Below are 24019 nucleotides of genomic sequence, written 5' to 3'. Positions count from 1 at the left end.
ATGAATGCACTTCTCCACCCGCCCCTGACCGGCAGCGAACAGAGCCTGTCCGGCGCCCTGCATATCCGCGGGCTGAACAAGCAATACCGCATCGACGGCAAGGCCCTGCCGGTGCTGCAGAACATCGACCTGCAGGTGCGCCCCGGCGAGTTCGTCAGCATCGTCGGCGCCAGCGGCTGCGGCAAATCCTCGCTGCTGCGCCTGATCGTCGGCCTGGAGAACGAGTACGAGGGCGAGATCCTGCTGGATGGCAAAGCCGTTTCCGGCACCAGCCTGGAACGCGGCATCGTGTTCCAGGATCACCGCCTGTTCCCCTGGAAAACCGTCGAGCAGAACGTCGCCCTGGCCCTGCAGAACCAGGGTCTGGGCAAGCAGGAAAAGGCCGAGCGGGTGGCCGAGCACCTGGCCCTGGTCAACCTTACCGGCTTCGAACAGGCCTACCCGCACCAGCTCTCCGGCGGCATGGCGCAGCGCGCGGCAATTGCCCGCGCGCTGATCACCCAGCCCAAGGTGCTGCTGCTCGACGAGCCCTTCGGCGCCCTCGACGCCCTGACCCGCGTGCACCTGCAGCGCGAGCTGCAACGCATCTGGGTGCAGCAGCGCAGCACCATGATCATGGTCACCCACGATGTCGAGGAAGCGCTGTACCTGGGCGACCGGGTGATCGTCATGGACGCCCGCCCGGGGCGCATCAAGCATGAAGTGCAGGTCGACCTGCCGCACCCGCGCGAACGCAACGCGCCGCGCCTGCAGAAGCAGCGCGACGAGCTGCTGGGGGAGCTGACGGGAGCGTGAAGCGCGGACATTTATAGGCCATTGCCGAGCAGAAAAAGACTCGGCTGGCCGGGGACTCTTTGCGCTACGGCTGTGTCAGCCGTCGCCAGGCGCAGCACGCGTCAGTGGCATCTCTTTGGAGCCGGCACAGCTGCTTTGTATCTGGGGTGCAACGCTGATCGGCGAGGATGAAAACGCGCTGCGCAAGTAAACCGCGAAGCCCCCAGTCAGTCCTTGCGTTTGCGCATGGTCTTGCGCGCGCGAGGTTGCTCTGCCGGTATGTGCAGGTACGACAGCACGCTTTCCGTGAGCTCGGCGGCCAGCTTTACCGCCTCCTTGTTGCGCGTCATCACCGCGGCGACCAGGCTCTCGATCAGTGCCAGTACCACTGTGTTGGAGCTGATCAGCATCGGGTGATCGGCGGGGGCGAACAGCACATGCTCGGCCAGGCGCACCAGGGGTGAGGCGGGGGTGTCGGTGATGGCCAGCACGCGTGCCCCGCGCTCGTTGGCGAAGCGCGCCAGATGAATGGTATCCAGCGAGTAGCGCGGCAGCGAGATGGCCAGCAGCACATCGTTTTCGGTGATGGCGGCCAGGCGATAGGCCGCGTTTTCGTTGCCGCCTTCCATGCTGATGGCAACGGCGTCCGCGCAGTAGGGCACCAGGTTGGCGGCGGCCAGGCCGGCCATGTAGGCACTATTGCCGAAGCCGAGTATGTAGATGCGCCGAGCCTTGGTCAGGCAGTCGACGAAGGCTTCAAAGGTCGCGGGGCTGTTGCTGTTCGCGGCGGCGCCGAGGTTGCCGCTGGCCACCTGGATCTGTTCGTGCAGGCCGAAGGCGCCGTCCGGACGCTGGGCCATTTCGTTGCGCAGCTTGTCCACCGGCGACACCAGATCCTGCAGGGTGCTGACCAGGGCCGCCTTTAGGGCACTGAAGCCGCTCAGCTTGAGGGCGCGGGCCAGGCGGTTGACCGCCGCGGCGGAGGTCGAGGTTTCCTGCGCCAGCTCTTCGATGGTCAGAGTGGCCGCCTTCAGCGGATGACGAAGAATGAAGTCTGCCACCTTGCGCAAAGACGGCTGCAGATCGGGCGAAGCCGATGCCAGCTTGCGCATTACCGGAGAGGTGTAGACGGTCAGGTCGTTCGGCGCTGGATTCATAGTAAGCGGCGGCGTTGTCTAGGGTGGTGCCGGAGTGTATCCGATGGCTGGACTTACAGCAGCGTCAGTCGCTCAGCAGGCGGCCGCTGCGGATGGGCTCGGCCCCGGCCACCTTGGCCAGCCACAGGCCCGGCTGGGCGAAACGCAGGCGTTCCCGGGCATAGAGAAGCCCCGTGGTGGTGGCTCGCACAATGCTGTGGGCGCCGGAGAGCGGGTCGATGACCTCGAACAGGGGGTCGCCCACGGCAACGCGCGCGCCCAGCGGCTGCAGGTAGCTGACCACACCCGGGTGCGGGGCATAGGCGTATTGGGCGCCCGCGAAGGGTGTTGCCGAGCACTGGTGTGCCGGTTGGCTCGGCCAGCTGCCGTCGATAAAGCCCTGCTCGGCGAGAAAGGCGAGGATGGCCTCTGCATTTGCCTCTGCCCGCGGCGCCTCGGTATCGGCCATGCCACCGAGCTCAATGGTGGTCGCCAGGCAAGCGCTGGGAATGGCCGCGCCGGGAAAGGCAGCGGCCAGCTTCAGCCACGGCGTGGCGCAGGCTTCGTCGAACGATTGACCACCTGAGTCTTCAGCCAGCAGCGCGGCCTGTGCCCCCAGGTGGGAGGCCAGTCCGGACAGCCGTGGCCACAGCTGAGGAAGGGCGTAGAGCAGCATGACCGACTCGAAATCACAGTGCAGATCCAGCACCAGGTCGGCCGTGCAGGCGTGACCGAGGAGCAGGCGCTGCAGCCCTTCGAAGGGCGTTGCGGCCGGCGGCAGATCCTGCAGGGCACGAACCATCAGCTCGCGTATCAGGGCCAGGTTTGCGGCGCTGTCCTCACTCAGCTGCGAGTGCAGCAGAGGGGTGACCAGGGCGCTCAGGTCAGGGAAATCACGGTTGAAGTTCTTGCCGCTGGAAAAGTCGAAGCGTCCCTGGTGGGTCGACTGGAACATCTGGGCCAGACCAATCGGATTGGCCACCGGTACCAGCTCTACGCGGCCCAGCAGGCGGCCGTTCGCCTCCAGCGCGGCGAGGCGTTCGCGCAGGGCTACGGCAACGCGCATGCCGGGCAGTTCGTCGGCGTGCAGAGCTGCCTGGATGTAGGCTTTGCGCGGCCCCTGGCCGAAATGCAGTACGCTCAGAAAGCGCTCAGTACCGGGACTGTTCCACGGCAGGGGGTGATCGATTCGAAACATGGCTTACCTGGTACGTGGGCAGAAAAAAGGGGCATCCGGACAGGCCGGACACCCCTGTGCAGCGGGCTCTTACTGGCCGTAGATGTCGTAGGCGAAATACTTGCCCTGGACTTCTTGGTACTTGCCGTTGGCACGCAGAGCGGCGATGGCATTGCTGAACTTCTCGGCAGTGGCGGCATCGCCTTTGCGCACGGCGATGCCCGCGCCGTTACCGAAGTATTTCGGGTCGTTGAAGTCCGGGCCGACCAGGGCGAAGCCCTCGCCACCGTCAGTCTTGAGGAAGCCTTCGCTGATGTTCACCACGTCGGCCAGCGACGCATCGATACGTCCGGACTTCAGGTCGAGGAAGGCTTCGTTCTGCGAGCCGTAGCGCACCACCTCGATGCCGGCTTCGGCGAATTTGTCGCTGGCGTAGCGATCATAGGTGGAGGCGCGCTGCACGCCGACCCGCTTGCCCTTGAGATCGCTCAGCGGATCCTTGACCTCGCTGCCGGCCTTCATCACCAGCTTGCCGGGGGTGTGGTAGTACTTCTTGGTGAAGTCCACCGACTTCAGGCGATCCGGGGTGATCGACATGGACGACAGCACGGCGTCGACCTTGCGCACCTTGAGCGAGGGAATCAAGCCGTCGAAGGCTTGCTCGACCCACTCACACTTGACCTGCATCTGCGCGCACAGCGCATTACCGATGTCGTAATCGAAACCGCTGATCTGGCCTTCCGGCGTCTTGAAGGCGAAGGGTGGGTAGGCCGCTTCGATTCCGATACGCAGGGTTTCCTGAGCCTGTGCCAGAGAGGCGCAGGCTGAGAGTGCCAGGGCGCCGAGCAGAGCAATCTTGTTCATCTTATGACTCCAGTTGCGGATGGTTGGCCACCCTCTCGGGTGAGGTGCAGTGATTCGCCTGCAGGCGAATGTCCAAGCACGGGCCTTGTGAGCCCGTGCCCCAGTAGCCACGCATATCAGGCGGCCTGGCTTGAGTGTGTTGCGAGCAAGGGGTGACACGTTTTGTGTCAGCAAAAGCTAGAGGCAAGACAATATTGTGTCAATGATGTTGTTTTGTGAAAAAATAATTTCACGCGGGCAGCATGGATAAAAGTGCCGCCTTAGAGCGGTTATGCGCTCATAAATCTGTCTTTTTGGTCGATTTTGTTCCTGCTCGCTGGGGTTGATTGCGGAATTTTATTGGTATACAACGTTTCAAATTGTCTTATTTATGAAAATAAACAAGTCAATTCGTTGTGTGCCAAACACTCCGTACTCAGAAGAAGAGCAATAAGAAATGAGAATGCAGACCAAGCCGGGCGCGCTGCTCGCCGCCCTGATTCTTGCCGGCCATTGCGCGCCGACCCAGGCCGAAGGCCACCTCCTGGCTGTCGGCGGCATGCTGCGAGCCAGCAATACCGAGGTGTACCAGAAGCTCATCGAGTTGGCCGGCGGCACCGCGCGGGCGCACATCGCCATCATGCCCACGGCCAGCGGCAGCCTCGGTTCAAGCAAACGCTTCCAGGCCGAGCTGCAGGCCCTGGGCGTACCCGCAGCGCAGATCAGCATCGTCGGTATCGACAAGCAGAACTATCAGAGCACCATGAACGACCCGGCGGTGCTCAAGCCGCTGAACGAGGCGAGCGCCGTGTGGTTCGTCGGTGGCGACCAGGCGCGCATCGCCCGCGCCCTGTACAACGCCGACGGCAGCGAATCGTTGACGTTGAAAGCGGTACGCCAGGTGTTCGACAAGGGCGGTGTAGTCGCCGGCACCAGCGCCGGGGCGAGCATTCTCGGGGCGACCATGCCGACCGCTTACGGCGTGGTCATGGATACCCTCGACTTCGGCGTGGCGGCCAAGGCCGATCAGCGCGGCACGGCGCTGCTCAAAGGTGCCGGCCTGTTCCAGGCCGGCATCATCGACCAGCACTTCGACCAGATCGAGGAAACCAGCACCGGCCGCGCGGCGCGCATGGCCAGCTATCTGGTTGGCCAGCGGCCAGCCAAGGGTTTCGGCCTGGATACCAACACGGCAATCTGGGTGCAGCCCGGTGGCCAGCTGCAGGTATTGGGCGAGGGCTACCTGACGGTGATGGATGCCAGCCAGGCGCAGAAACAGTTCGGCCTGTACGGTACACGCCTGCAGAACGTGCACCTGGCCATGCTCGGCCGCGGCGACCGTTACGACCTTGCCAGCGGCAAGGTGCAGCCTGCCGAGGGCAAGGAAGCAATCGCCAGCGGCAACGAATACCTGGTGGGCAACCAGTTGCTCACCGATATGTCCGCGGTATCCGCCATGTCGCGCGCGGTGCTTTACGGCCTGGCCGACAACACGGCTACCCGCCAGCTCGGGTTGATGACCCGTTACAACCCGGCCAACGGCTATCACTACGGCTATCGCTTCGAGTTCAGCGAGGACACTGGCTTCCAGGCGCACAGCCGCTTCGACGACTCGCTGACCAACTACACGGTGCAGAACGTGCGACTGGACATCGCTCCGGTGGATGCCTTGCTCCACGATCCGGCGCGCAGCGATCCCCAGGACACCGTCGCCAGTCGCTGGCCTGACGCCGTGCGCGCGGTGAGCTTCCGCGGCCTGATGACCAGCAACAGCGACAACCGTTTCGAACCCAAGCGCGCGCTGACCCGCTACGAGCTGGCCAATGCCCTGCAGATGACCCTGGCCGCCGAACCGGTTCTGGACAAGCTGCCCAAACTTGCCGATATCGAGCCCAGGCACCCACTGCGCGAGCAGATCGAGGTGGCAGTCTCCAATGGCTGGCTGTCCAGCGGCGAGCGTTTCGAGGGCCAGCGCGAAGTCACCCGGGCGGAATGGGCATTGGCCTGCAAGGCGCTGGTCGAGGGTTTCACCAAGACCAGCCTGGAGCGCCGCGCTTCGCTCAAGGATCTGAACGGTGTCGACCCTGCCGCGATCGAAGCCGCCGAACTGCTGGTCGGTGAAGGCTGGATGAGCGCTGACTCCGGCCTGTTCCAGCCGCAGAAAACCATCAGCCGGGAAGAGGCTGCACACAGCCTCGCCCGCCTGATCGGACTCGCCAAACCGAGCTGATCACCTGAAGCAACGCCGACTTCGCCCTGCCGCGCAGGGCGGATTGGCGGCTGTCGCCCGCAAAAAAGCAAAAACGAGAGTTACCGATGCAACTGAACAATTTGGAGCTGTTCGCCTTGGACAAGCTGCTGCACGAGCACGAGATCGCCACCCAGGACTTGCTAGCCGCCGAGGCTCGCGTGCTGGAGCGGGTGCAGACACCGGCCGGATTCTTTTCCGTGATCGACCTGCAGCAGTGCTGGCGCGATGTCGGCGGACTCGCCGAGCTCGAGTGGAAGTTCAAGCTCAAGCAGCCGAAGACGGCCGGCTACTTCGTGTGCTGGCCGGATGGCGAATCGACCCTGTGCCTGGAGGCGGTCATCAGCCGGGGCAGTCGTCCAGAGGTGTTCACTACGGAACTCTTTGTCTGACCTAGCAAAACCCAATGGGCCTCGGGCCCGCCAACAACACTAACAATGGAGTAAGGCATGAACCTCGTGAAATTCAGCTGTCTCGCCCTGGCGGTCGCGGCGGCCAGCACCCAGCTGGCCCTGGCCGGCCAGGCTGACGCCAAGGGCTTTGTCGAAGACAGCGAACTGAGCCTGCTGAACCGCAACTACTACTTCAATCGCGACTTCAAGAACAAGCCGGGGAGCCAGAGTTACCGCGAGGAGTGGGCGCACGGCGTGATGGCCGAGTTCGCCTCGGGCTTCACCCAGGGTACCGTCGGCTTCGGCGCCGATGCCTACGGCTACATGGGCATCAAGCTGGACAGCGGGCGCGGGCGTACCGGTACCGGGCTGTTGCCGGTCGGCGACGACGGGCGTGCCCAGGATGAATACGGCGAGGCCGGCGGTGCCGCCAAGCTGCGTATCTCCGAGACCGTGCTGAAGTACGGCGAGATGCGTACCGAGGCGCCGGTATTCGCCACCGCGCATAGCCGCCTGCTGCCGGAAACCGCCACGGGCTTCCACGTGACCAGTGGCGAGATCGACGGTCTGGCGCTGGAGGCGGGCCACTTCACCGCCTACAACAACCGCAACTCGACCAACAGCGACGATGAGCTGTACCTCAACTACGGCAGCGGTGAGATCGGCGAGACCATCGATTTCGCCGGTGGCTGGTACACCGTCAATGACGACCTGACCGTGGGCCTGTATGCCTCGCGCTTCGAGGATACGTGGAACCAGTACTACGGCAACCTGAACTACACCCTGGGCATCAGCGAAGGGCAGAGCCTGAACTTCGACTTCAACCTGTACCGCACCAGCGATACCGGTGATGCCCTGCAGGGTGACATCAGCAACACCACCTACAGCCTGGCAGCCACCTATGGCCTGGGTTCGCACTCGATCCTGCTGGCCTACCAGCGTGTCAACGGCGACACCCCGTTCGACTATGTCGGTGGCGACTCGATTTTCCTCGCCAACTCCATGCAGTACTCCGACTTCAACGCGCCCAACGAGAAGTCCTGGCGTATCGGCTATGGCTACGACTGGGCTGGCATGGGTGTTCCCGGCCTGACCACCAAGGTCACGTACGTCAAGGGTAGCGACATCGATGGTACCGACGCCGATGTGAATGGCGGCTACGTCGGTTACTACGGTGCCGATGGCAAGCACAGCGAGACCGACCTCGATATCAAGTACGTGGTTCAGGAAGGTCCAGCCAAGGATCTCTCGGTACGCCTGCGCCAGGCTTTCCACTACGCCAATGGCGACCAGGGCGAAGGCGATCTGCACGAGTTCCGGGTGATCGTCGACTACCCGCTGAGCATCCTCTGATGTTGCGGCCCGCACTTCCAATTGCGGGCCGACCCTAGGGCGCCGGCCTCCGTACCTCATGCGCGGAGTTCGGCAGCTTTGATTCGAGGTCTGCTCGATTGCTCCTTTGACCTTGAGGCGCCTGCCCGGCGCCTTTTTTCTTCCAGGAGTGAACCATGCGATTTGTGAGTCTATTGCTTGCCATGTTCATGGCGATTTCGGCCCAGGCCGAAACGCTGCGCATTGCCATGGAAGGACAGTTCCCACCCTTCGAGGAGATCGACCAGAACGGGCGCCTCAAAGGCTTCAACGTCGACATCGCCAACGCCCTGTGCGTGCAGATGCAGGCTCGCTGCGAGCTGCAGCGCTTTGCCTGGGACGACCTGATTCCTGCGCTGCAGGAGCAGCGTACGGACTTGATCCTGGCCTCGATGTCGATCACCGAAGAACGCCAGGCCCTGGTGGACTTCACCCACCACTACGCGCACACCCCGGCATTCTTTTTCGCCCGTGAGGACACGGTCAACGAGGTGATCATCACCCCGCGGCGCCTGATCGGAAAACGCATCGGCGTACAGCGCGAAACCACCTATGACCGATTCCTCACCGCCCGCTACGAGGCGTTCCTGCCCATCGTGCGTTTCGCCAGTGCCGCGGAGACCTACCAGGCCCTTCAGCGTGGTGAGGTGGATCTTGTTCTGGACGACGCGGTGTCAGGCTACTTCGGCTTCCTGCAGTCCGAGCTTGGCCAGGGTTTCGAGCGCGTCGGTAACGCCGTCAAGGCACCCAAGTTCTTTGGCAAGGGCCAGGGTATCGCCGTGCGCAAGGGCGATGACGCCCTGCGTACACGCCTCGACCAGGCCCTGGCCGTGATCCTCGAGAACGGCGTGTATCGCCGCATCGAGCGGCAGTACTTCCCCCGCTTCAGCGTCTATTGATGGGCAGTTTTCGCAGTACCCGTTGCACAACATCCACAACAAAGCTGCAGCTGACTGCAGCCACGGAGAACTGAAGATGAGACTGAGTAAATTGTGTCGCCTGGCAGGCCTGATGTTCGCCTTGCTCCCCGGTTTCAGCCACGCAGCTGGAGCGCTGCTGCTGGTTGGCGGTGGGCTCAAGGACGACAACACGGCCATCTACCAACGCTTCATCCAGCTGGCCGGCGGTAGCGGTCAGGCCAAGATCGGCGTAATCACTGCCGCCTCCATCCCCGAGAGCCAGGATGCCAATGCTGGCACTGCCAGCGCCTCCAACTCCAAGGCCAACGGGGCGTACTACGCCAACCTGCTGAAAAATTACGGCGCGGTGAAGGCGGAATGGATTCCCATAGACCTGGACAACATCGCCAACAGCAGCAATCCGACGGTAGTCAGCCAGATCAACGGCATGACCGGCTTCTTCTTCGGCGGCGGCGACCAGTCCCGCCTGGTGCAGACCCTGCAGACCGCCAGTCGTGGCGACACCCCCGCCCTGGCGGCCATTCGCAGCCGGTACGCGGCAGGTGCCGTGCTGGCCGGTACCAGCGCCGGTACGGCGATCATGGTCGGCGGGCCGATGGTGACCGGCGGGGAGAGCTACGAGGCGCTGCGCTATGGGCCGTACACCACGCCTTCTGGCGATGATCTGTCTTATGACCCAGACGGTGGCTTTGGCTTCTTCAACTACGGCCTGCTCGATACCCACTTCAGCGAGCGCGGTCGCCAGGGCCGCATCGTGCGCCTGGCTGACTACACCAACGTGCCGTTCGCCTTCGGTGTGGACGAGAACACCGGTCTGCTGGTGCAGAACAATGCCAGCCTCGGCCAGATGGAAATGGAGGTGATCGGCACGGGCGGTGTGTTTATCTTCGACCTGCGCAATGCCGAGCTTGGCAGCGGCAGCAGCTGGGCCCTGTACGACGTGCTGGCCAGCTACCTGACCAGCGGCGACAAGTACCGTCCGGATAGTGGGCAGTTCGTGATTGCCAGCGCAAAAACCAGCCTGCGTGGCCGCGAGCAGTACAGCTCGGCGATGACCGCTACCGGCGATATTTTCAGCAGCCCGAACAACAGCGGTAGCAATGGTCGTAACAAGCCGCGCGAGTTCGTCAAAGTGAGTGCCGACCTCTTCAACAGCCGCTCCACCAGCACCCTGGGCCGCACCTATGAGACCAACCCACGTTACCGCGTCAACCTGGTCAAGAGCACCACGTTCGACAGCCAGGGCTATAAAGGAACCGTAGGAGGCCAGGCGATGACTTCCTACCTGCGCCTGCTGGTGGACATGCTGCCAAACTGACGAACCTGAGCGGCCACCCAGGCTCAGCCTGGAAGCAGGAAAGTGCGACCTCGCAACGCGGTCAGCGCACACAGATATCGCAGGTATCAAAGGATGCGGGTAGGTGGCGATCCCTGTCGCTCCTTACCTGATCGCGGATGCATGAGCTGTCTGGCACGTTCGATAAGCAAGTGACTGCATCTGGCCGAAGCCACCCAATAAAAAGCCCCCGATCTTGTGGATCGGGGGCTTTTGTTTTAACGCCTCAGCGCCGGCTGGCCAGCCGTTGTACGGTGGCCACCAGCAGATCGACTTCGCCGATGGTGTTGTAGAACGCCAGTGATGGTCGCACCGTGGCTTCGACGCCAAAGCGGCGCAGGATCGGCTGCGCGCAGTGGTGGCCGGAGCGTACGGCGATGCCTTCGCGGTTGAGGGCGGCGCCGACTTCCTCGGTGCGGTAGCCGTCGAGCACGAAGGACAGCACGCTGGCCTTGTGCGCAGCGGTACCTATCAGGCGCAGGCCGGGAATGCCCTGCAGGCCACGGGTGGCGTACACCAGCAGGTCATGCTCGTAGCGCTGGATGTTTTCCAGGCCGATGCGCTCGACATAGTCCAGCGCCGCGCCCAGGCCCACCGCGTCGGCGATATTGCCGGTGCCGGCCTCGAAGCGCGCCGGGGCTGGCTGGTACAGCGTCTTGTCGAAGGTCACGTCGGCGATCATGTTGCCGCCGCCCTGCCAGGGCGGCAGCTGCTCCAGCAGATCCTTCTTGCCGTAGACCACGCCGATGCCGGTGGGGCCGAAGATCTTGTGCCCGGAGAACACCAGGAAATCGGCATCCAGCGCCTGCACGTTGACCCGCAGATGCGAGACCGACTGCGCGCCGTCCACCAGTACCCGCGCACCGACCGCATGGGCCAGGCCGATGATCTCGGCCACCGGCGTCACCGTGCCCAGGGCGTTGGAGACCTGGGTGACGGACACCAGCTTGGTACGCGGGCAGAGCAGCTTGGCGTACTCCTCGAGAATGATCTGCCCGGTGTCGTCCACCGGAATCACCCGGATCTTCGCGCCCACTTCGGCGGCCAGCTGTTGCCAGGGCACGATGTTGGCGTGGTGCTCCAGGTGCGAGACGATGATCTCGTCGCCAGCGCCGATGAACTTGCGGCCGAAGGTGTTGGCCACCAGGTTGATGCCTTCCGTGGCCCCGCGCACGAAGATGATCTCCTCCTCCGAACGCGCTCCGAGAAAACGCCGCACCTTGCTCCGCGCGCCTTCGTAGGCGTCGGTGGCACGCGCTGCCAGCTCATGCGCGGCGCGGTGGATGTTGGAGTTCTCGTGCTCGTAGAAGTAGCTGATGCGCTCGATCACCTGGCGCGGCTTCTGCGTGGTGGCGGCGTTGTCGAACCACACCAGCGGCTTGCCGCCCACTCGGCACGCGCCGCGCGCAGTTGCCCGACTATCTCGTCGAGCTGCCAGTTGACCGGCTTGGCCACGGCATCCAGCGGAGTTGGCGTGAGGCCGTCGAGCTCGGCAGAAAGTTTCTTGGACATGCGGGCTCCTTGCCGGCCGCCCATGGGCGGCCTGCCCAAAACGATAACGATGAAGAAAACGGGTTAAGCACATTCAAGGGGTTAGCGAGCTAGAGCGAGGCCAGTTCTAACGCAGTCACGCCGACGCGCAGCAACCCCTTCCCCCGTGTCAGTCTTGTACCCAAGGCAGGCCCCACAGCCTCCAGCCGCCGGAGTCGCCACGCTGCTGCTGGGCATCGAGGTCGCCCTAGAAACCTTCCAGCACGTTGAACACCTGGCTGAAGCCGGCCGCCGCGGCAGCGGCTGCGGCGGCGGCGGCGGCCGAGCGCTTGCCGCTGCGGCACAGCAGCACCAGCGGCACCAGCGGCACGTCGCGGCCGGCCTTGTTCTACAGTTCACGCAGGAAGCGCGGGTTCTTGATCATCGCCGGGCCGGTCTGCCAGGCCACGTGCAGGCTGTCCGGCACATGGCCGACGAACTTCAGTTCCTCGGCGGTGCGCACATCCACCAGCTGCACCGTACCGGCCTGCACCAGGGCCCAGGCCTCCGGCGGATAGAAGCTGCCGGCATACAGGTTGCCGGCTTCGCGGCCACGGGTACGCCCGCGCTCGAGTAGTTCCTCGGGGGTCACAGCAAGCACCGCGCGCAAGTCGACGGGGCGCTGGGTACTGACAGCGGATAGCTGAGCGGGGGCAGGCATGGCTCGTCCTCTAGTTGGCTAGTCGGGGCTGGGCAGAAGGGCTGCCGCGCCGCGTTGAGAGCCACTCTATGCCTCTCTCATATTCCAAAAAATAATTATTTATTATTCTTGCCAAACTTTAATGAATATAAATCGATGCGCACGCCAGCCCCGCAAGAGTCGTGGCAACGAGGACGCACCGAGCCCGATCATCTACATTCAACCCTCTCTCCCGTTTGCATAGCGCTGCCCCCATGCTCACCGACGCCCTCGCCCGCTTTCCCCGTCTCGAACTGATCCCCAGCGCCACGCCGCTGGAACACCTGCCGCGCCTGTCGCGCCATCTGAACCGCGATATCTGGATCAAGCGCGACGACCTCACCCCACTGGCTCTCGGCGGCAACAAGGCGCGCAAGCTCGAATACCTGGCTGCCGAAGCCCTGGCCCAGGGCGCCGAGGTGCTGGTCACCGCCGGCGCCATCCAGTCCAACCATGTACGCCAGACCGCCGCGCTGGCGGCCAAGCTCGGCCTGGGTTGCCTGGCCCTGCTGGAGAATCCGCTGGGCACCGTGGAGAACAATTACCTGAACAACGGCAACCGCCTGCTGCTCGAACTGTTTGGCACAGAAGTGCAGGCAGTGGCCAACCTGGACAATGCCGACGCGCTGCTGCAGGCCGCCGCCGAGCGCCTGCGCAGCGAGGGGCGCAAGCCCTACCTGGTGCCCATAGGCGGCTCCAACGCCCTCGGAGCCCTCGGTTATGTGCGCGCCGGCCTGGAGCTGGCCGGGCAGATGCAGGCCAGCGGCGAGAACTTCGCCGCCGTGGTGCTGGCCTCCGGCAGTGCCGGCACCCACAGCGGCCTGGCCCTGGCGCTGGAGCATGCGCGCCCCGGCAGCCGGGTGGTCGGCGTCACCGTGTCGCGCCCGGATGCGACCCAGCGGCCCAAGGTCGAAGGCCTGCTGCAACGCACCGCCGAGCTGCTCGGGGTAGCGCTACCGGCCGGGTTGAACATCGAGCTGTGGGATCAGCATTTCGCCCCGCGCTATGGCGAGCCGAATGCCGGCACCCTGGCGGCGATCCGCCTGCTGGCCGAGCAGGAAGGCCTGCTGCTGGATCCGGTGTACACCGGCAAGGCCTTCGCCGGCCTGCTCGATGGCCTGGCCAGCGGCACCTTCCCCGGCAACGGGCCGCTGCTGTTCCTGCATACGGGCGGCGCCCCGGCGCTGTTCGCCTATCATCCATGGGCGCTGTGAGCGCTGCCTGCATATTCCACTAAGAAAGCACTAGATAATTTCTAATTATTTTATCGAATAAAAATCCGGCTTTAGAGTTGCCCGACTTTCACCCCCGCCCAGCGAGAGGCCTGCCATGAAATTCACTACTCTGCGTCGTCATTTCCTCCTCGGTAGCCTGAGCCTGTTGCTCGGCTCCAGCCTGATCGCCCCGGCGTCCGCCGCCGACCTGCTGGACGAGATCAAGGCCAAGGGGGCGATCCAGGTCGGCCTGGAAGGCACCTACCCGCCGTTCAACTACCAGGATGAAAACGGCCAGCTGACCGGCTTCGAGGTCGACTTCGCCAACGCCCTGGCCAAGCAGCTGGGGGTCAAGGCCGAGTTCCAGCCGACCAAGTGGGACGGCATCCTCGCCGCCCTGGAATCCAAGCGCCTGGACGTGGTGATCAACCAGGTGACCATCTCCGAGGAGCGCAAGCAGAAGTACGACTTCTCCACGCCCTACACCGTCTCCGGCATCCAGGCGCTGACCAGCAAGGCCGATGGCGACAGCATCAAGAGCGCCGCCGACCTGGCCGGCAAGAAAGTCGGTGTCGGCCTCGGCACCAACTACGAGCAGTGGCTGAAAGACAACGTGCCGCAAGCCGACATTCGTACCTACGACGATGATCCGACCAAGCTTCAGGATCTCAATGTCGGCCGCATCGACGCGATCCTGGTCGACCGCCTGGCCGCCTTCGAAATCGTCGAGAAAACCGGTGGCCGCCTGGCCGTGGCCGGTGACGCCTTCTCCCGCCAGGAAGCCGGCATCGCCCTGCGCAAGGGCAACCCGCAACTGCTCGCCGCGATCAATGACGCCATCGCCAAGCTGCGCGCCGACGGCACCCTGAAACAGCTCTCCGATAAATGGTTCAAGGCTGACGTCACCCAATGATCGACAGCAGCCTGCAGCTGGCCCTGGACTCGCTGCCCTTCCTGCTCAAGGGCGCTCTGTGGACGGTGATCCTCAGCCTCGGCGGGATGTTCTTCGGCCTGCTGCTGGGCTTCGGCCTGGCCCTGCTGCGGCTGTACGGCTACTGGCCGCTGCAGTGGCTGGCACGGATCTACGTATCGTTCTTCCGTGGCACGCCGCTGCTGGTACAGCTGTTCATGATCTATTACGGCCTGCCGCAGCTGGGCATCCAGCTCGATCCACTGCCGGCCGCGCTGATCGGTTTCTCGCTGAACATGGCGGCCTACACCGCCGAGATCCTGCGCGCCGCCATCGCCTCCATCGACCGTGGCCAGTGGGAAGCCGCCGCCAGCATCGGCATGGGCCGCGCACAGACCCTGTACCGCGCCGTGCTGCCGCAGGCCGCGCGCACCGCCCTGCCACCGCTGGGCAATAGCTTCATCTCGCTGGTCAAGGACACCGCCCTGGCCGCCACCATCCAGGTGCCGGAGCTGTTCCGCCAGGCGCAGCTGATCACCGCGCGCACCTTCGAGATCTTCACCATGTACCTGGCCGCCGCGCTGATCTACTGGTTGCTGGCCAGCGTGCTGGCGTACTTCCAGGGTCGCCTGGAAGACCGGGTCAACCGCCACGAGCAGGACGCCTGATGATTTCCGTGCGCAACCTGAAAAAATCCTTCAAGGGCCAGGAGGTGCTCAAGGGCATCGACCTCGACATCGCCCCCGGCGAAGTGCTGGCGATCATCGGCCCCAGCGGCTCGGGCAAGACCACCCTGCTGCGCTGCCTCAACCTGCTGGAGCAACCCAGCGGCGGGCAGATCAGCGTCGGCGCCATCCACATCGATGCCGACCAGCCGCTCAAGGCCCAGCAGGGGCTGATCCGCCAGCTGCGCCAGCACGTCGGCTTCGTGTTTCAGAACTTCAACCTGTTCCCCCATCGCACCGCCCTGGAGAACGTCATCGAAGGCCCGGTGCAGGTGAAGAAGGAGCCGCGCGGCCAGGCCATCGAACGGGCCCGCGCATTGCTGGCCAAGGTCGGCCTGGGCGGCAAGGAAGACGCCTATCCCAAGCGCCTGTCCGGCGGCCAGCAGCAGCGGGTGGCGATTGCCCGCGCGCTGGCCATGCAGCCGGATGTGATCCTGTTCGACGAGCCGACTTCGGCGCTCGACCCGGAACTGGTCGGCGAAGTGCTCGCCACCATCCGCGGCCTGGCCGAGGAAAAACGCACCATGGTCATAGTCACCCACGAGATGAGCTTCGCCCGCGACGTGGCCAACCGGGCGATCTTCATCGACCACGGGGTGATAGTCGAACAGGGCGAGGCCAAGGCGCTGTTCAGCGCACCGCAGGAAGAACGCACGCGCCAGTTCCTCAGCAAGTTCCTCCTCGACCACCAGGCCTGAAAGCCCCGCCGTAGCGCCACTTTGCCACTATCAGCGAAACGCATGGCCATGCCTTTTCGGCAATAGGCCGGGGCCTGCCTGCGTCGTAGAGTCCCGAGGCCGCCACTCGCGCGGCACGCTACTGCACGTGAAATCCGGGCCGCCCCGCGGCACCCGCGCCCCTCATTGAAGAGAACCACAATGCGCCGATTTCCCCTGTCGCTGGCCGGCCTCTGGCTGGCCCTGTTCATCCTTCAGCCGGCCCAGGCCGAAGCCCAGCTGGAGCTGCTGCAGCTCAGTGCCTGCCGCACCACCAACAGCTTCATGCTGCTGCGCGGCGAAGGCCTGCAACCCGAGCACCAGCAGCGCTACGACGGCGACCGTGCGGCCCTGCAGGCTGCCTTTGCCCAGCTCGCCCCGGACAACCAGCAAGCCCTGCAGCAGCCCTACCAGCAGCTGCTCGCCAGCCTCGCCGAAGGCCAGACCTTCGGCCCCCGCGAAGACGACCTGCCCTGGCAGTATCCCGGCCAGCTCAGCCGCGCCCTGGTCGGCCTGCTGGAGGCCGCCGAGGCGCGCGACGGGCAGACACCGGAGACGCCGCTGGGTACCGCGCTGAAGCTGGAATACCTGGCCACCCAGTACGTCGGCCAGGCCTACCTCGGCTACTTCGAGATCACCCCGAGCCCCGATGCGCACTACGTCAACCAGAGCGGCGAGCAGCTGCTGGCCAGCCTCGACAATGAGATGGGCCAGGCCATGCCCCTGCTGGAACAGCAGATCCCCGGCCAGGAACGCCGGGTGCAGGCCGACTGGCGCTACCTGCGTGCCGCCCTCGGCGACTTCGACAATGCCGGACGCGCGCGCCTGGGCCGCTCCGGCAAGCCGCTGGTACCCCTGGTGATCAGCCGCCACGCGCGCAGCCTGAGCGAACGCCTGGCCGCCCTGCCCGGAGGCCAGGCCTGCAGCGGGGTCAGCAGCAGATGCACGCTGACCGTCGCGCCGATGGACAGCAGGCCCGGCTATTCAGTAGCGTCTGCTGCAGAACCTCGCGTACAGGGAGATGGGCATGAACATGGCAGACTTTCCCGCCCGCCTGCTGCCCTATGAGCGGCTGATCCTGGCCCAGGTCGGCGCCGGCCTGCCGGCCAGGCTGCGCCAGCCGTTCGCCGAACAAGTCCAGCTGATCAACAAGGTGCAGCGCCTGCTCGACTGGCGCGAAGTGGAGTTCTACCGCATGCGCTGGCTGCGGGTGAACTGGCCGGCGGCCGTGCTGTTCGACAACCGCGAGGAGTTCATCCTCGGCAGCGGCCTGCTCAGCGCCGGCGCGCTGGCGGCCTCGGTATCGGTCTGGGCAGTGGGCGGCCATGTGTTTTCCATCGAGGCCGACACCTCGCTCAAGCCCTTCCGCAACCTGGCCCTGAGCGAGCTGCACTTCACCCCCGGCCAGCCGCCGGAAGCCCTGACCCCGGACTGAACGGATCGCTCGCGTAGGGCGGGTGCAACCCGCGAGAGGGATCCTGCGGGTTGCACCCGCCCTACGACTGGACAAGGGCTACCGATTCATCGCCTTCGTGCAGAACAGCGTGGCCGACGCCGCGCCTGAATCTGCCGTGCTGCCGACTGGTCGCCCGGGAAAGCGCCTGATCGCGTATAGTCGCGGCCCCGCACAACCTGAGCAGTCGGACAGTTTTTTACCTCGCTCGCCCGTTTTTTCCGGATCGCCGCCATGCACCCGCGTACCCTGCTCTCCCTGCCGCTGCTGGCCCTGGCACTCGGCGGCTTTGTCGTCGGCAGCAGCGAATTCATCATCATGGGCCTGCTGCCCGAAGTCGCCGCCGACCTCAACGTCAGCCTGGCCGCCGCCGGCCTGCTGGTCAGCGCCTACGCCATGGGCGTGGTGATCGGCGCGCCGCTGCTCGGCCCGCTGCTCGGCCGCCTGCCGCACAAACAGGCGCTGCTGTGGCTGATGGGCAGCTACGCGCTGGGCAACCTCGGCTGCGCCCTGGCCCCGGACTATCACTGGCTGATCGCCATGCGCATGCTCACTGCCGTCAGCCACGCCGGCTTCTTCGGCTGTGCCACGCTGCTGGCCGCCGAGCTGGCGCCGCTGCACCGGCGCGCCTCGGCCATGGCCCTGGTACTCAGCGGCCTGACCATCGCCAACGTACTCGGCGTGCCGCTCGGTGCCTGGCTCGGCCAGGCCAGCAGCTGGCGGGTGACTTTCGCCGTGGTCGCGCTGATCGGTCTGCTCGCCCTGCTGGCCCAGGCCCTGTGGCTGCCGCGTATGCCGGCGCCGCCACGCAACGCCGGCGGCGCCTGGAGCGGCATCCTGCGCCTGCCGGTGCTGCATGCCCTGCTGGTGTGCTGCCTGTCGTCGGTGGCGCTGTTCGGCGTGTTCACCTACATCAGCCCGCTGCTGCGCGATGTCGGCGGTTTCAGCGCCTCGCACAGCAACGCCGCGCTGCTGCTGTTCGGCATCGGCCTGACCCTGGGCAACCTGCTCGGCGGGCGCCTGGCCGACAAGGGCGTGCGCTTCGCCCTGCCGCTGGCTTTCGGCGGCAGCGCCCTGTGCCTGCTCGGCCTGTATCTGTGCATGGATGTGGCGCCGCTGGTGCTGGCCCTGCTGTTTGCCTGGGGCGTGGCCAGCTTCGCCATCTCCTCGCCGCTGCAGCTGCTGCTGGTGGAACAGGCCGGCGAATCCGCCAGCCTGGCCGCCACCCTCAGCCACGCCGCGTTCAACCTGGGCAATGCCAGCGGCGCCTACTTCGGCGGCCTGTGGCTGAGCATCAACCTCGGCCTGGGCAACCTGCCGCTGCTCGGCGTCGGCCTGCTGGCGCTGGCGATCCTGGTCAGCCTGCCGTTGCCGCGACTGCGGGCCACGCGCGAGCGCTTCGAACGTTCGCATTGAGGTATTAACCGCGCCTGAACAGAAAAACCGGAGCCTGAATCAGGCTCCGGTTTTTTTCGTGGTGCGGCTTACTTGCCCGCGGTCAGGGCGCTGTAGCTGGTGATCAGGTTGCGGTAGTCCGGGATATGGTCGGAGCAGATCTTGGCCAGGCCTTCCACATCGTTGCGCCAGTCGCGGTGCAGCTCGCAGGCCACGGCGAACCAGTTCATCAGCTGCGCGCCGGCCTGGGTCATGCGGCTCCAGGCGGAGTCACGGGTGATCTGGTTGAAGGTGCCGGAAGCATCGGTGACGACGAACACATCGAAACCTTCCTCGATCGCCGACAGCGCCGGGAACGCCACGCACACCTCGGTAACCACGCCGGCGATGATCAGCTGCTTCTTGCCGGTGGCCTTGATCGCCTTGACGAAGTCTTCGTTGTCCCAGGCGTTGATCTGGCCGGGGCGGGCGATGTACGGCGCATCCGGGAACAGCTCTTTCAGTTCGGGGATCAGCGGGCCGTTGGGGCCGGTTTCGAAGCTGGTGGTGAGGATGGTCGGCAGCTTGAAGAACTTGGCCAGGTCGGCCAGGGCCAGCACGTTGTTCTTGAGCTTGTCCGGCTCGATGTCGCGTACCAGGGACAGCAGGCCGGCCTGGTGGTCGACCAGCAGAACGACGGCGTTGTCTTTGTCCAGGCGGTTGTAGGTGGCGTTGGTCATGGTGAAGTCCTCGATTTGCTTTCAATGGGTTCCGGCTGGGCCGGTGTCTGGTTTCGCCTTGCAGTGCGTCACTGCATGGAAGAAAGATTAAATTCGAGACCTTTGGCGCGCTAGACTGCAAAAATTGCCTCTAGCGTTCCATTTGGAGAACGATATATGGAAGACCTCAACAGCCTCTACTACTTCACCCAGGTGGTGGAGCAAGGCGGCTTCGCCGCTGCCGGGCGCGCGCTGGACATGCCCAAGTCCAAGCTCAGCCGGCGCATCGCCCTGCTCGAGGAACGCCTCGGCGTGCGCCTGCTGCACCGCACCAGCCGGCACCTGTCACTCACCGAGATCGGCCAGGAGTACTACCAGCGCTGCGTGGCCATGCGCGTGGAGGCCGAGGGCGCCGCCGAGGTCATCGAGCGCAATCGCAGCGAGCCGCGCGGCCTGGTGCGCCTGGCCTGCCCGACCACGCTGCTGAACTCCTGGGTCGGGCCGATGCTGACCCGCTACATGCTCAAGTACCCGCTGGTGGAGCTGTATATCGAGAGCACCAACCGCCGGGTGGATCTGCTCCACGATGGCTTCGACGTCGCCCTGCGGGTGCGCTTCCCGCCGCTGGAGAACACCGACATGGTGATGAAGGTGCTGGGCGCCAGCACCCAGTGCCTGGTGGGGAGCCCCGCGCTGCTGGCCTCGCTGCCGGAGGGCTTCAGCCCCGAGCAACTGGGGCACCTGCCGAGCCTGCACTGGGGGGGCGCGCAGCGCGACTACCAGTGGGAACTGCTGGGCCCGGACGATGGGCGGCTGGTGATCGCGCACCAGCCGCGGATGATCACCGACGACCTGCTGGCCCTGCGCAACGGCGCGCTGGCCGGTGTCGGCATCGTGCACCTGCCGCGGGTGGCGGTACGCGATGACCTGGCCGCCGGCACCCTGGTGGAAATGCTGCCGGGCTGGTCGCCCAAGTGCGGCATCGTCCACGCCATCTTCCCCTCGCGCCGTGGCCTGCTGCCCTCGGTGCGCACCCTGATCGACTTCCTCGCCGAGGAGTTCAGCCAAAGCGATATGGCCTGACTGGTCGCAACCCGGGCATGGGCCGGGCAAGGTCTATATTGAGGCGAGACCGAGCAGACGCACTGCCGCCGTCAGGCACTGGCGGAAATTCAGCAGAACAATTTCAGGGTGACGGGGTATGGGCGACTTATTCGACGCCATTGTTCTGGGGCTGCTGGCCTTGCTGCCATTGATCAACCCACCCACGACAGTGGCCCTGTTCCTGGCGCTCGCCCAAGGGCTTAGTCGCGAAGAAAAGAACCGGCAGGCGCTGCTGACCGCACTGAATGTCTTTCTGATCATGACCGTCACCTACTACGTCGGTGAGCTGATCATGAATGTCTTCAATATCTCCATACCGGGGCTACGGATCGCCGGCGGCGGGATTCTGATAATTATTGGCGCGCGCATGCTGTTCCCGCAGCCGGCCCAGGCATCGACCCCTGGCAACGGCACGGCACCCAGAGCCAGCTTTGCCTTCGTCCCGCTGGCCATGCCCAGCACTGCCGGGCCAGGCACCATCGCGATGATCATCAGTGCCTCTGCCACCCTCAAGCACAATACGACCTTCCCCTCCTGGGTCATCCAGGTCGCACCGCCCTTAATCTTCCTGGTGACCGCACTCATACTCTGGGGGTGTTTGCGCGCATCCGACCTGATCATGAAGATCACCGGCCCGTCAGGCATTGATGCGGTAGCCCGCCTCATGGGTTTCTTGCTCGTGTGCATGGGCGTGCAATTTGCCATCAATGGCTCGCTGGAAATCCTGCAAACCCTGATCAATAACAACGTGCAATTACTGCGCACGCCGTAAAGCATTCAGCCGCGCACAACTAAGAACCCATACCGATATCGCCATCCCGGCGTCTTGTCTGCTCATCCCTGCTGCGGATATCCACGGGCAGGCTGGCCAGGTCGATCTAAGATTGATTCAGCCGCCTGCCCTGCCGGTTTATGCAGCGAGACGGCCCAGATAAGGCTCAAGAAGAGCTCGGGAGCCACGGGGTAGCTGTATCGCCACCCTGGATTTCCCTCTCGCGACTGCGGAGTGGCAGGCAGCATGATTACCGCCGAAACCGTTTTCCTCGTCGTCGATGACGCCGACACCATGCGCAAGGTCAATAGCAGCCAGCTCGAGCGGCTCGGCGCCCGGCACATCCTGCTGGCCAACAATGGTGCCGAGGCCCTGGCAACCCTGCGCTTGCGCAAGGTCAACGTGATCGTTTCCGACTGGAACATGCCGGTCATGGATGGCCTCACGCTGCTGCGCGAGGTGCGCAGCGATCCCAAGCTGGCCTCCCTGCCCTTCATCATGATCACTGCGGAAAGCTCGCGGGCGCAGATTACCGAGGCCGTTGCCGCCGGCGTCAGCAGCATCCTGATCAAGCCCTACACCGCCAATGACCTGGCACAGCGCATCACCCGGGCCATGAGCCACCGGCCGCAGCTGCCACGCCCGCCGGTTGCCGAGGAGCCGATGCGCGCTCCCGAGCCGCGCGCCGAGCGCCGCCCGACCCTGCTGGTGGTGGACGATGTGCCGGACAATCTGGCCCTGATCGTCGGCCTGTTCCAGGACGAGTACCGGGTGCTGGCGGCGCGCGATGGCAGCAGTGCGCTGGCCATCTGCACCTCGGAAACGCCGCCGGATCTGCTCCTGCTGGACGTGATGATGCCGCACATGGATGGCTTCGAATTGGCCCAACGCCTGCGCAGCCACCCGAGCGCCAGCCAGATTCCGCTGATCTTCATCACCGCCATGACCGACAAGGCGGCGCAGCTGCGCGGCCTGGAGCTGGGCGCGGTGGACTTCGTCAGCAAGCCGGTGAATCCCAAGGCACTGCACCTGCGGGTGGTCAACCTGCTGCGCCTGGTCGAGCAGCGCAACGCGCTGCAGCAGGAGTACGACAGCATGCTGGAGCTGGAGCGCCTGCGCGAGGAGGCCAACAGCCTGTCCCGCCACGACCTCAAGGCGCCGCTGTGCAACATCCTGGGGCTGGCCCGCGGCCTGCTCGAAGGTGGCAACCTGCTGCCACGCCAGCTGCAGATCCTGCATAGCCTGGAAGCCGACTGCCAGAACCTGCTGGGGATGATCAACCTAGCCGGCGACCTGCACAAGATCGAGACCGGCCGCTTCGTGCTGCACCCCGTGTCGGTCGACCTGCTGGCGATGACCCGCAGCCTGTGCGACTCGGCCAGGCTGACCTACCAGGCGAAGAAACTGACCATCGAGCTGGTGGTCGAGGATGAAACCAAGCTGGCGCCGCTGCAGGCCAATGCCGATCAGCTGCTGTGCTTCTCGTTGCTGAACAACCTGCTGAAGAACGCCTGCGAGGCAGCCCCCGTGCAGAGTCGGGTGCACCTGGAACTGCTGCGCTCCGACTGCATTGAACTGATCATGGAAAACCAGCCGGCAGTACCTGAGGCTTTCCGGCCGCAGTTCTTCGAGAAATACGCCAGCCACGGCAAACCAGGTGGCACGGGCCTGGGTACCTACTCCGCCAAGCTCCTCGCCGAAGCCCAGAAGGGCAGCCTGGCGCTGGAGACGGACGATCAGGAAAACCTCACCCGCCTGCGCCTGAAGCTCCCGCTGGTTTAGCGGCCTAGCGCTTCACGCAGACAAACAGCGCATTGCCCGACGCCCCGCCCCAGGGGGTGATCTTCTCGTAGTCGTGCTCGAACACCTGCACCTCGAACTGTGGCTGCAGCAGCGCCTGCAGCTCGGCGAAGCTGAGAGCGACCATGGGGTGTTCGTCGTGCCAGGTCTGGGTCTGCCCGGCCGTGGTCTTGTCGATGCTCAAGCGCAGCGCCTGGCGTTCGCCCTCGCCGCCGTAGTACCAGCCGGAACCGAAGGCGAACAGGCTGCCGTCGTGCTCCACCGTGTGACGGACGAAGGAGCGGTTGTCGATCTGGTGCTTGTCCACCGCGTTGAAGCAGAACACCCCGCCCTCGGCGAGCGCGGCGTGCACGCTGGCCAGGCACTGGCGCAGCTTGGCCAGCCCGGCGTTGTAGTGGATCGAGTAGAGAAAGCAGGTGATCAGATCCAGCGGCTGATCGACCGTGAAGTCGGCCATGTCCTGGCAGCTGAACTGCGCCTCGGGGCAGCGCTGCTGGGCGATGTCGAGCATCGGCTGGTTGATGTCCAGGCCGGCGCTGCGGTAGCCGAAGTCGAGGAAATGCCGCACATGCGGGCCGGTGCCGCAGGCCAGATCCAGGTGGTTGCGCCCTGCGGTGCCGAACAGCTGGTGCAGGCGGCGCACGCTGTGGCTCTGCGCCTGGTAGTCGATGTCGGCGCACATCAGGTCGTAGTAGGCGGACAGGTCGGTGTACAGGGTGGTGGACATAGGCGGCCAGCGGGTTGGGCAGGGATTTCGGCGCGGCATGGTAGCGCAAGCCGCGCCTGCCCTCCCCGGAAAACAGACAGCGCGCAGCTTGCATGGAGG

At 64.9% G+C, this 24019-nt stretch carries 25 protein-coding genes; 16 read left to right on the top strand and 9 right to left on the bottom strand.

Features of this window, described 5'->3' with window-relative positions; genetic code table 11:
- Window positions 1-795 carry an ABC transporter ATP-binding protein gene (locus tag A9179_RS01200; RefSeq protein WP_187804039.1) on the top strand — a complete coding sequence of 265 codons (795 nt, stop codon included), beginning with the start codon at window positions 1-3 and terminating at the stop codon, window positions 793-795.
- A gap of 206 nt (window positions 796-1001) precedes the next feature.
- Here A9179_RS01200 and A9179_RS01195 read toward each other — a convergent pair whose 3' ends face one another.
- From A9179_RS01195 to A9179_RS01185, 3 genes are all read right to left on the bottom strand, one after another.
- The gene (locus tag A9179_RS01195) at window positions 1002-1931 is read right to left on the bottom strand and encodes a MurR/RpiR family transcriptional regulator (RefSeq protein WP_187804038.1); all 930 of its coding nucleotides are present in this window, start codon (window positions 1929-1931) and stop codon (window positions 1002-1004) included.
- 64 nt (window positions 1932-1995) lie between these two features.
- Complete coding sequence (locus A9179_RS01190) at window positions 1996-3108, bottom strand: succinylglutamate desuccinylase/aspartoacylase family protein (protein ID WP_187804037.1); 1113 nt, start codon at window positions 3106-3108, stop codon at window positions 1996-1998.
- A gap of 69 nt (window positions 3109-3177) precedes the next feature.
- Window positions 3178-3951, bottom strand: a complete 774-nt coding sequence (locus A9179_RS01185) for an ABC transporter substrate-binding protein (protein ID WP_187804036.1) — start codon at window positions 3949-3951, stop codon at window positions 3178-3180.
- Window positions 3952-4387: 436 nt separating this feature from the next.
- Here A9179_RS01185 and A9179_RS01180 point away from each other — a divergent pair, with 436 nt between their 5' ends.
- From A9179_RS01180 to A9179_RS01160, 5 genes are all read left to right on the top strand, one after another.
- Window positions 4388-6160, top strand: a complete 1773-nt coding sequence (locus A9179_RS01180) for a cyanophycinase (protein WP_187804035.1) — start codon at window positions 4388-4390, stop codon at window positions 6158-6160.
- An 86-nt stretch (window positions 6161-6246) separates the two neighbouring features.
- The gene (locus A9179_RS01175) at window positions 6247-6570 is read left to right on the top strand and encodes a hypothetical protein (RefSeq protein ID WP_187804034.1); all 324 of its coding nucleotides are present in this window, start codon (window positions 6247-6249) and stop codon (window positions 6568-6570) included.
- Between the two features lie 57 nt (window positions 6571-6627).
- Window positions 6628-7923 carry an OprD family porin gene (locus A9179_RS01170; RefSeq protein WP_187804033.1) on the top strand — a complete coding sequence of 432 codons (1296 nt, stop codon included), beginning with the start codon at window positions 6628-6630 and terminating at the stop codon, window positions 7921-7923.
- Between the two features lie 155 nt (window positions 7924-8078).
- The gene (locus tag A9179_RS01165) at window positions 8079-8840 is read left to right on the top strand and encodes a transporter substrate-binding domain-containing protein (protein WP_187804032.1); all 762 of its coding nucleotides are present in this window, start codon (window positions 8079-8081) and stop codon (window positions 8838-8840) included.
- 76 nt (window positions 8841-8916) lie between these two features.
- Window positions 8917-10179 carry a cyanophycinase gene (locus A9179_RS01160; protein WP_187804031.1) on the top strand — a complete coding sequence of 421 codons (1263 nt, stop codon included), beginning with the start codon at window positions 8917-8919 and terminating at the stop codon, window positions 10177-10179.
- A 244-nt stretch (window positions 10180-10423) separates the two neighbouring features.
- Here A9179_RS01160 and A9179_RS01155 read toward each other — a convergent pair whose 3' ends face one another.
- From A9179_RS01155 to A9179_RS22900, 4 genes are all read right to left on the bottom strand, one after another.
- Window positions 10424-11569: a family 2A encapsulin nanocompartment cargo protein cysteine desulfurase gene (locus A9179_RS01155; RefSeq protein WP_316851806.1), complete on the bottom strand. Its 1146-nt coding sequence runs from the start codon at window positions 11567-11569 to the stop codon at window positions 10424-10426.
- Window positions 11524-11709, bottom strand: a complete 186-nt coding sequence (locus A9179_RS01150) for a hypothetical protein (RefSeq protein WP_187808663.1) — start codon at window positions 11707-11709, stop codon at window positions 11524-11526. Before A9179_RS01150 ends, A9179_RS01155 begins: the two co-directional genes overlap by 46 nt.
- A 226-nt stretch (window positions 11710-11935) precedes the next feature.
- Window positions 11936-12058, bottom strand: coding sequence for a rhodanese-like domain-containing protein (locus tag A9179_RS22905; RefSeq protein WP_262410499.1), 123 nt, complete (start codon window positions 12056-12058; stop codon window positions 11936-11938).
- 18 nt (window positions 12059-12076) lie between these two features.
- Window positions 12077-12388, bottom strand: coding sequence for a rhodanese-like domain-containing protein (locus tag A9179_RS22900; protein ID WP_262410498.1), 312 nt, complete (start codon window positions 12386-12388; stop codon window positions 12077-12079).
- A gap of 233 nt (window positions 12389-12621) precedes the next feature.
- Between A9179_RS22900 and A9179_RS01140 the strand changes: the two genes are divergently transcribed.
- From A9179_RS01140 to A9179_RS01110, 7 genes are all read left to right on the top strand, one after another.
- Window positions 12622-13620, top strand: a complete 999-nt coding sequence (locus A9179_RS01140) for a D-cysteine desulfhydrase (RefSeq protein ID WP_187804030.1) — start codon at window positions 12622-12624, stop codon at window positions 13618-13620.
- Between the two features lie 115 nt (window positions 13621-13735).
- Window positions 13736-14533: a cystine ABC transporter substrate-binding protein gene (gene tcyJ / locus A9179_RS01135; protein WP_187804029.1), complete on the top strand. Its 798-nt coding sequence runs from the start codon at window positions 13736-13738 to the stop codon at window positions 14531-14533.
- Window positions 14530-15198, top strand: a complete 669-nt coding sequence (gene tcyL / locus A9179_RS01130) for a cystine ABC transporter permease (RefSeq protein ID WP_187804028.1) — start codon at window positions 14530-14532, stop codon at window positions 15196-15198. The genes tcyJ and tcyL overlap by 4 nt, the downstream gene beginning before the upstream one ends.
- Window positions 15198-15953, top strand: coding sequence for an L-cystine ABC transporter ATP-binding protein TcyN (gene tcyN, locus A9179_RS01125; protein ID WP_187804027.1), 756 nt, complete (start codon window positions 15198-15200; stop codon window positions 15951-15953). Before tcyL ends, tcyN begins: the two co-directional genes overlap by 1 nt.
- A gap of 180 nt (window positions 15954-16133) precedes the next feature.
- A complete protein-coding gene (locus A9179_RS01120; RefSeq protein ID WP_187804026.1) occupies window positions 16134-17039 on the top strand; it encodes a hypothetical protein in 906 nt (301 codons plus the stop codon).
- The gene (locus A9179_RS01115) at window positions 16999-17406 is read left to right on the top strand and encodes a hypothetical protein (protein ID WP_187804025.1); all 408 of its coding nucleotides are present in this window, start codon (window positions 16999-17001) and stop codon (window positions 17404-17406) included. The genes A9179_RS01120 and A9179_RS01115 overlap by 41 nt, the downstream gene beginning before the upstream one ends.
- Window positions 17407-17658: 252 nt before the next feature.
- A complete protein-coding gene (locus tag A9179_RS01110) occupies window positions 17659-18840 on the top strand; it encodes an MFS transporter (protein ID WP_187804024.1) in 1182 nt (393 codons plus the stop codon).
- A gap of 68 nt (window positions 18841-18908) precedes the next feature.
- Here the strand turns inward: A9179_RS01110 and ycaC are convergent, their stop codons facing one another.
- Window positions 18909-19538: an isochorismate family cysteine hydrolase YcaC gene (gene ycaC, locus A9179_RS01105; protein WP_187804023.1), complete on the bottom strand. Its 630-nt coding sequence runs from the start codon at window positions 19536-19538 to the stop codon at window positions 18909-18911.
- Between the two features lie 156 nt (window positions 19539-19694).
- On the opposite strand from ycaC, the gene A9179_RS01100 reads away from it, so the two are divergent.
- The 3 genes from A9179_RS01100 to A9179_RS01090 all read left to right on the top strand — a co-directional run bounded on the left by A9179_RS01100 (window position 19695) and on the right by A9179_RS01090 (window position 23175).
- Window positions 19695-20600 (top strand): LysR substrate-binding domain-containing protein, encoded by a 906-nt coding sequence (locus tag A9179_RS01100; RefSeq protein WP_187804022.1) that lies wholly within the window; start codon window positions 19695-19697, stop codon window positions 20598-20600.
- A gap of 118 nt (window positions 20601-20718) precedes the next feature.
- Entirely contained in the window at window positions 20719-21393 is a 675-nt protein-coding gene (locus tag A9179_RS01095) for a MarC family NAAT transporter (RefSeq protein WP_187804021.1), read from the top strand.
- Window positions 21394-21639: 246 nt separating this feature from the next.
- Window positions 21640-23175 carry a hybrid sensor histidine kinase/response regulator gene (locus tag A9179_RS01090; protein WP_187804020.1) on the top strand — a complete coding sequence of 512 codons (1536 nt, stop codon included), beginning with the start codon at window positions 21640-21642 and terminating at the stop codon, window positions 23173-23175.
- Window positions 23176-23179: 4 nt separating this feature from the next.
- On the opposite strand, the gene A9179_RS01085 is transcribed toward A9179_RS01090, so the two are convergent.
- Window positions 23180-23920 (bottom strand): class I SAM-dependent DNA methyltransferase, encoded by a 741-nt coding sequence (locus A9179_RS01085; protein ID WP_187804019.1) that lies wholly within the window; start codon window positions 23918-23920, stop codon window positions 23180-23182.
- Between the last annotated feature and the right edge of the window lie 99 nt (window positions 23921-24019).

It is taken from the genome of Pseudomonas alcaligenes (assembly GCF_014490745.1).
GTDB lineage: Bacteria > Pseudomonadota > Gammaproteobacteria > Pseudomonadales > Pseudomonadaceae > Aquipseudomonas > Aquipseudomonas alcaligenes_C.
This window is presented reverse-complemented; position numbering and strand designations above follow the sequence as displayed.